Annotated in this window: 6 protein-coding genes and 1 other RNA gene; all 7 read right to left on the reverse strand. The window is 48.4% G+C overall.

Going from position 1 to position 7,917, the window contains the following annotated elements:
- Positions 1 to 67: 67 nt before the first annotated feature.
- The 7 genes from ACTIE6_RS12175 to ACTIE6_RS12205 all read right to left on the reverse strand — a co-directional run bounded on the left by ACTIE6_RS12175 (position 68) and on the right by ACTIE6_RS12205 (position 7,838).
- Entirely contained in the window at positions 68 to 1,084 is a 1,017-nt protein-coding gene (locus ACTIE6_RS12175; protein WP_439556896.1) for an alkene reductase, read from the reverse strand.
- Between the two features lie 26 nt (positions 1,085 to 1,110).
- The gene (locus ACTIE6_RS12180) at positions 1,111 to 2,040 is read right to left on the reverse strand and encodes an NmrA family NAD(P)-binding protein (protein ID WP_439556897.1); all 930 of its coding nucleotides are present in this window, start codon (positions 2,038 to 2,040) and stop codon (positions 1,111 to 1,113) included.
- A 36-nt stretch (positions 2,041 to 2,076) separates the two neighbouring features.
- Positions 2,077 to 3,021: an NAD(P)-dependent alcohol dehydrogenase gene (locus ACTIE6_RS12185; RefSeq protein WP_439556898.1), complete on the reverse strand. Its 945-nt coding sequence runs from the start codon at positions 3,019 to 3,021 to the stop codon at positions 2,077 to 2,079.
- Positions 3,022 to 3,131: 110 nt separating this feature from the next.
- Entirely contained in the window at positions 3,132 to 3,872 is a 741-nt protein-coding gene (locus ACTIE6_RS12190; RefSeq protein ID WP_439556899.1) for a helix-turn-helix domain-containing protein, read from the reverse strand.
- Between the two features lie 312 nt (positions 3,873 to 4,184).
- On the reverse strand, positions 4,185 to 4,343 hold the full coding sequence (locus ACTIE6_RS12195) for an alpha/beta fold hydrolase (protein WP_439556900.1): 159 nt from the start codon (positions 4,341 to 4,343) through the stop codon (positions 4,185 to 4,187).
- Positions 4,344 to 4,786: 443 nt separating this feature from the next.
- Positions 4,787 to 5,158, reverse strand: a transfer-messenger RNA (tmRNA) gene (ssrA, locus tag ACTIE6_RS12200).
- Positions 5,159 to 5,531: 373 nt separating this feature from the next.
- Positions 5,532 to 7,838 carry a TonB-dependent receptor gene (locus tag ACTIE6_RS12205; RefSeq protein ID WP_439556901.1) on the reverse strand — a complete coding sequence of 769 codons (2,307 nt, stop codon included), beginning with the start codon at positions 7,836 to 7,838 and terminating at the stop codon, positions 5,532 to 5,534.
- Between the last annotated feature and the right edge of the window lie 79 nt (positions 7,839 to 7,917).

Below are 7,917 nucleotides of genomic sequence, written 5' to 3' on the forward strand. Positions count from 1 at the left end.
TAAACCAAAAATTAATAGCTTTATAAATCCGAAAATACTCTCTAAGCTCTTGTCTCAGTTAGTTTGACTACATACAAAGCGCCGCGTCCTGCTCAAACCGCGCGGGCAAGTCAGGATTGGCCAAAAATAATGTTCCAAAAGAAATGAGTTTAGCAATACCTGCTTCAAGTTCTGCTTCGGCGGATGCCTTGTTGTAGCCTGTGTTGGCTATGACCATTTGCCTGATCATGCGGCCGAAAAGTGTCAACTCGTCCTCTGCGGGATAATGTGCCGGGGCAGGGAAATAGGGATTGCGCTTCATCAACTCGACATAGGCAAAATCTAATTTGTTGAGTTCTGCAATCAGATACTGATAGGTTTCCACCGGCTGGTCCAGCACCATGTTGCCGTATGGGTGGAAAGGCGAAAGCTTGATCCCTACCCTCTCACCGCCCACAGCAGCAATCAATTCCTGCATGACTTCCAGAATAAAACGGGCCTTATTCTCAATGCTCCCGCCATAGTCATCTCTCCGCTGATTGGCACTTTCGGCCAGGAACTGGTTGGGCAAATAGCCATTTGCGGCATGCAACTCTACACCGTCAAATCCGGCTTTTACGGCATTACGAGCGGCCTGACCGTAATCTCGGATCGTCTGACGAATCTCATCGATTGTGATCTCCTGCGGCGTTTCGTAGTCTTTGAGCCCTTGGGATGTGAAGTGCTGCATCCCTTGTATGGCTACCGGCGAAGGGGCCAGCGGCAGTTTACCGTCGCGGTCAACAGAGTGTCCCGCCCGGCCGGTATGCCATAGCTGCGCAACAATGAGCCCTCCTCGGTCATGCACGGCCTGAGTAACCTTTTTCCACGCTTCAATTTGCTGTCTGTTGTAAATGCCCGGGGTAAAAGGGCTGCCAGTGGCCTGCTCGCTGATCCGGATCGCTTCGGTGATAATCAGGCCGGCGCTTGCGCGCTGTGTGTAGTACTCGACAGTCATTTCGCCAACTACCCCCTCGACATCCGCGCGACTTCTCGTCATCGCACACATCACCATTTTATTTTTCAGAGCCAGTTCTCCTAGCTGTGTTGCTTGCATTAATTTCATTTTAGTAACGTTAGAGGGTTTTAAATTTATCGTTGAAAGGCAGGTGCATATACTTTGCTGGCAAACTCTTCGGCCGTAGTAGTCGTTGTCGTAGACTCGTCCCGTTTTTCATAATTCATATAACCGGAGCTGATTGCGGTTCCCATTTCAATGAGATTATTGGCGAAATCGGGTGAAAAACCATTTCCGAGAAATACCTCTCTTACCTTTTCGACCGGCAACTGAACATAGGCCAGATCCGGTTTTCCGATCGCATTACCGACAATGCTCGTCAGTTCGGCATAAGTGTAATCCCGCGGCCCCATCACGGCATGGACACGCTTGCCGCTAAAATCGAGGCTGGCAAGATGCCCTGCGGCTACTTGCGCCACATCGCGGGTGGCCACCATCGGGATGGCGTGGTTAGCGGCAGCCACAGTGCCATTGATGCCGGCCTGTTTGACCAAGCCGATCGTGCGCAGGAAATTTTCCATAAAGTAGGCAGACCGGATATGCAGCACATTCACACCTTCGAGCTGATTAAGCCTTACCTCTTGCTCACCCGTACCTGCCATGATACCATTGCCCTCATGCATATGCGAGCCCAGACTGCTCATGTTGACGATGTAGCTTATGCCCGAGCGCCGGATCGCCCCGATCAGTGTGCCGGTAACCTGCCGCTGGTATGCCCGCGTGTTTTCGGCTGTCACGTTGTCTGGCAACAGGACGAATGCGCTGTCCGCGCCGGTGAAAGCCTCGGTAAGCTGACCCGCATCCGTGATCTCTGCCGCGATGATCTTAGCACCTTGGTCACGGTACTTTTCCAGCTTTTCGGTATGTCTTGCCACCAGTGTCACTTGATGGCCATCATTGATCAGGATTTGGGCAATTTTGCTGCCTACCGTGCCGGTGGCGCCGAGTACTACGATGTTCTTTTTCATTGTGTTTGTTGTTTGAATTTGTTTGGTATGATACAAATGTCCCCTATTGCAGGGGCGAAAACTTGTATCAGATCACTGTTGTTCGATTACTACTTTACCTGTGTAGCCGCCCTGCTCAGCGTAGCGGTATGCTTCGCTGAATGCATGAAAAGGAAAAACCTTGTGAATCTCGATATCCAGCCCAGACTGGGCTGCATTAAGCAAACCATCGATATATTTTGTGGACGGACTGGCAAGGACGACCACGTGCTTTTTACCCGTGAACAGGTTCCGGATCATTGAGGTTAGGATTTCTATAGGCTGGGGAGTTGGATTGAGAAACCTGGAATCGGGCTTCATGATCTGCTTTGCATTCGCATAGCCCATTTTGCCCGACAGGTCGATGACGATGTCGTAAGCTTCCTTGCGTGATAGCACTTCTTCTTTACGGTAATCGATCACCATGTCGGCACCCCACTTTTTAGCAAATGCAATGCCGTTCGACCTGGTAACTGCCGCCACCTGGGCGCCCTTTTGTTTCAGGAGTTGCAACAGGATCATCCCAAAACCACCAGTAGCACCATTAACCAAAATCGTTGTATTTAAATCAATCCGGCCCATTTTTTCGATGGCCGTCAACGCGGCCGTGCCCACTACCGGAAGCGATGCAGCCTGGGCAAAAGTAATGCTCGAAGGCTTTTTCCAGATCTGGGAAGCGGCTATGGCGATGTACTCGGCGGAAGCACCTTGCTTCATCATGTTTTTGACGACCCCAAAAACTTCATCCCCTTTTTTGAAACCGGTAACCGCAAGACCAGCCTCTTCTACAATGCCGCTGAAATCGGCCCCGGTATATTTTGGGAATTTCGAGCCTGACATCAGTTTCATTTCCCCTTTCCGGATTTTCCAGTCCATGGGATTGACAGAGAAGGCTCTGACTTTGATGAGCACCTCGCCCGGCTTGATAGCTGGTTTTGAAAGTTCGACCATCTGTAATACGTCCGCGTTTCCAAATGCCTGATACACGATTGCTTTCATGATATTGTTTTGTTTTGTTCAAAATGATATCACAAAGGTGCAGACTGGGCGGCCGGCGAACTTGTATCAGATCACTGTTGTAGCGATGGTGACTGGCAAAATCAAGGTACTTAGTAAATTCGGATCAGGTCACTGTTGTGTTTGAGTGCCTTCGGCGGCATTCCAAACATTTCATACATGTACTTGTTGAATTGGGGCAGGTCGTAAAATCCTGTGTCATAGGCAACATCGGTGAGCGACCGGCTTTGGTCGGACAGGATCAGGTAAATGGCCTGCCGCAGCCGTGTCCACAGCAGGTATTTGGATAAACTGCTGCCGGTTTGCTGCTTGAAAAGCGAGGCCAGGCGTGACGGGGAAAGGAACACAATATCTGCAAATGTCTGCGGCGTAATATCCGCCTGAAAATAGTTTTCTTTGATGTAATCTACAATTTTGGCAACCCGCTCATCGTATGCAGTGGCCGGAATGCGGGCCAGCAATGCTTCCAACACATTGCCCACGTCCAGGCTGCCAGAGGATGTCTGAAAAAATGAATTTGAAATAGCCGGTGTTTTAAAAACAACATAGTTTTCATCGGCCTGAAACCGGCCGGCCAGTTCCAGCCCGATGGCGGAATACGGCTCGACATTCAGCACATTTAATGTGCCTTTTTCAGCTACGCAAAAATGCGAAACATGCGGTTTGATCAAAAAACCGTGGATGCTTTCGTGCTTCACACCATTGATGGTCGAGTCGAACGGCATATCATTGGACAACACAATCTGAAAAGCAGAATGATGGTGGATTTCAACCGTAAGGTTGCGGGCGATGAGCGCCAGGATGAAAGGGTTTTGAGTATGATATGAAATCATAAGGAATTAATGCTATGTATTTTGTGCAAACAAGTCATATGAGGTGTTATGTCGCCTTAAAAGCTGTGCTAAATCTTTTATGCCATTGATGTTTGTCCAATGCAAAGTTAGCGGCTATAACATCATATATAGATCCAGATCCACCGATGCAAAATTTGAAAGATGCAGAGATCTGGTGACTTGCTGAAACAGTTGAACAAGGCGTCGGTGAAGGTAGGTATTCACACACAAGCGGTCGTATGTATGTGGACAAAAAAGGCGAGTGTAATACCTTTATCGCAGAATAAGAGCGTTTTGTAAGAGTGTAAACTGCTAGCCAAGAAAAGTGCTAATGAACTCAGCCGTTTCAACAGGCATTTCTTCCTGAATAAAATGTCCTGCCCCTGGCAATTCTTGTAAATCTAACTTATCAATATATGCTGGCAGTGCATAAGACAGCATTTGGTAGCTGTCGGCTTTGTTTTTTTCCAAGTCTTGGTCCAGGGTCGAGACACGTAAATGGGCAATATTTCAGGGCATTCTTGAGCGATTAGATGAAAACCTAATTATGGTAATTATTTTGTAAGAATAGCGATGTAAGCTTAGATCCTTTTTGCTAACGGGCTTTTCGATGTTTCGAAATTTGTTGGAGTGGAGATGGAGGCAGTCGAACTACATCTATAATCAACTTATTTTCAAACATTTACTTTCCCGTGTCTTTCTCAGTCCCTAATTAGTCCCTCGGGTTTGCTGCGAGATTTGCGGAAAACAAAAAAGCCCGCAAATCAATTTTGCGAGCTTTTGTAAGTTTTGATTTTTCAATCAGTGGAGATGCAGGGAGTCGAACGGCACTGGCCGCCCCGCCCGATCCAGAACAAGGAAACCCTGCGCCTTCTACATGCAAAAAGCCGCCTTCCGATTTGGAAAACGGCTCTTAGTGGAGATGCGGGGAGTCGAACCCCGGTCCAGAACAGGGAAACCCTGCGCCTTCTACATGCTTATCCGTGATTAGATTTTCGAGCCAGACAAGGTTCGCGGCGGACCCGCGTCTAAGCCTTAGATACTAGGGTCTCGTTGGTTTTACGCATCAATATACCAACCAGCGCTGCGGTTCGACACCTCTGGACCCACCCGGCAGCACGTGGGGTGGAGAGATGATGGCATTTGGTTAATCCTCCGGATTAAGCAGCCATGGCGTAAGTAGATTCGCCAGTTATTGTTTGAGAACATTATTTACGGGAGGTATTCTCAACTCCCGACATGCTTACACACAGACTTCCAACCCGCTGTCAATTCCAGTCACCCCCATTTTGGCAATCGGCCGTCAGCCATCGGCTTTTAGCTTTTAGCTTCTAGCTTTTAGCTTTTAGATCGAAGTTCAATTGCATTACTAGTTACACATTTACTGCGTAGAAAGTTCTTTGTTCGTGATGGAAATAATGGAATATGCGCAAAAGCTATTGATTGTAAGTTGGTTAAATCCATAAATTTTCTTGAAGGGGAAATAGTGCTCCTCCCCACTTCGACTGCGCTCAGTGTGACAAAGAGTACCGCCTATTTGATTCGACTGCGCTCACTGCGACAAAGGGTACTGCCTATTCAGTCATTCCACTTCGACCGCGCTCAGTGTGACAAAAGCCTCATTCAGTCATTCACACATTCACTCATTCAAAATTAAACCTAAAACTCCCACCGGTAACTCAGCACTGGGATCAGTCCGAGTTGTTTTTGGCGTACTACTTTTTTCTCTACGTTATCATAGTAGCTGTAAGCGTCGTTTTTGGTGCCGGATATATTTTGGAGATCCAGCGCGAGTGTGCGGTTGTGGCGGGCGTGACTTTTTTTCCAGTAAATGCGCAGGTCGGGACGGAAGTAATCGTTCATTCTCACCGCAAATACATAGGGATTTTCATATATGGTCGCATTGTATTCACGCGATTGGGATTCGTTGATCGCGACATCGCGGAAGCCGCCAAGCCAGAGGATTTTTGCATTAATACCCCAGGTATTACGCTCACCCGAACGGAACTCTTTTCCGCCCGTAAAACTGAAAGTGTGGCGACCATTGAACCTGCTTTCCCGCCTGACACCATTGACAACATAAGTAGCATTGTAAAGCGACCCGGATACCAAAAGGTAATAATCATCGGTAAGCAGCTTCTGAAAAGTAGCCTCTACGCCATAGTTCCGCGCAGTTCCTTTGTTTTCGAGCGAGAGATAAACGTTACCCTCGATCTGGTTGACGGCTGAAAAATTTTCGTAAATATTAACCGGTACCTGAAACTGGTCTTGCAGATAACCTTCCACTTTCAGACTGCTGTTTTTACCAAAATTCTGCTGGTAACCTATTACGAAATGATTTGACCTGGTTGGGCCAAGATCCGGGTTTCCAGCAAATGTGGTGGTGGAAAATGTCGCTGCATACAGCTGCGGAAGCTGCAACTGACTGTGCAAACCATAAGAAAAACTCAGCTGTGATTGATTCGAGACCTGCCATTTGATTGAAGCCCGTGGCTCAATCGAGCTGTTTGAATACGTTTCAGTGCCTACGGTAATCTGACTCGAAAGCAGGTGCAGGCCCACTTCGGTGGTCACGGAAGGTGCGAGCTGGTAATTCCAGCTTCCAAAAGTCTGGACGAGTTTTGTGTCAAAACCTTTGTATGCATACAAGCCATTCAATTTATCATACCGGTAATTAAGGTAAGCGCCCAGCTTGAAACGGTTTTTGGTATTCGGTCGGACAGTAAGAACAGAGCTCAGCGAAATGATGTTTTTTGCTTGCACATCGTCGCTGCCCAGCTGTTCCGGTGTGATCGGCGAGTTGTATAAAGGACCGGAATTCCGGGAAGTATGCAGTCCGGAAAATGCCGCTACGGTTTTGATAGACGCATTATCTCCGAAAGGCAGCACGTAAGTAGCCCCCGCCGCGCCCATTTTGTTTTTGTATAAAATATTATATCCGTCTTTTTGTCTCTCCCACAAAGTACTGTCAGGCTCGGCTTTGAAATCGTTGCTGCTTACCCCGCCCATTCCGAAGAGCGTAAATGTGCCGCCGTTTTTTGCAGGAATATCAATGTTAAATGAAAGATCCTGAAAGCGGATATCTTCCCCGCCAAAACTAACTCCCATTGCGCCGAGCAAACCCGTAAAAGAGTAGCGATAGTTGACGAGATAAGAAGCCTTTGATTTTTTCGAAAACGGGCCTTCCACTGCAAAATCAAGTCCGAGCAAGCTGGCTTGGGCTGTAAATTCGGTTTGCTCATCATTTCCTTTACGCAAATTCATATCGAGAATTGCGCCGGTAACATTGCCGTATTGCGCGGGAAACGGACCGGACAAAAAGCTGGAAGTACCCAGCAATTGCGTACTCAGGATATTCACGCCGCCGCCGGTTGAAGTAGGCCGGTCGCTGAATGTACCCGCATTGGATAAATGATTTGGGTTGACGATCTCTACGCCCTCCAATCTCCATTGCATCGCATTCGGTGAATTGCCGCGCACAACCAGCCCATTGGCCTGATCATTCGCCGCAGCTACACCCGGAAAAGAAGTGGCCACGCGAGCGGGATCCATGTAAGTGGCTGCGTAACGGAAAGTCTGCTCGATGGTAATCGGCTGCACGCTGTTGAATGCAACCGGGCGGGCTGCCAAAACGGTGGCCTCCTGCAATACCCTCCCAGCCGGGCTAAGCCGCACCTGTACCACATTCTCCTTCCCCGATTCCAGCAAAATCTCGGGAACAACGATGGTTTCATAACCCACGTAAGTAACTGTAAGCTGGTACCGCCCCACCTGCAGCTGATCAAATCGAAAAGTACCATCGGGCGCGGTGATCGTGCCACTCTGGCCCTGCACCAGCTGCACGGTCGCTCCTACCAGCGGCTGACCGCTATCTGCATCGCGCACGGTTCCGCGAATGGTGGAGGTATAGGTTTGGGCAAAACTTGCGGTAAAAAACAGGATAAATAGAGGTAGCAGTCTGAGCATTTCTGAAAGGATCAATTGAGAATGTAAAAGTAGTGGCTGAGTGGTTACTAACTATCCTGCTCATAAAGTTTGATAACAT

The organism is Dyadobacter sp., assembly GCF_051859145.1.
In the GTDB taxonomy this organism is placed as follows: Bacteria; Bacteroidota; Bacteroidia; order Cytophagales; family Spirosomataceae; genus Dyadobacter.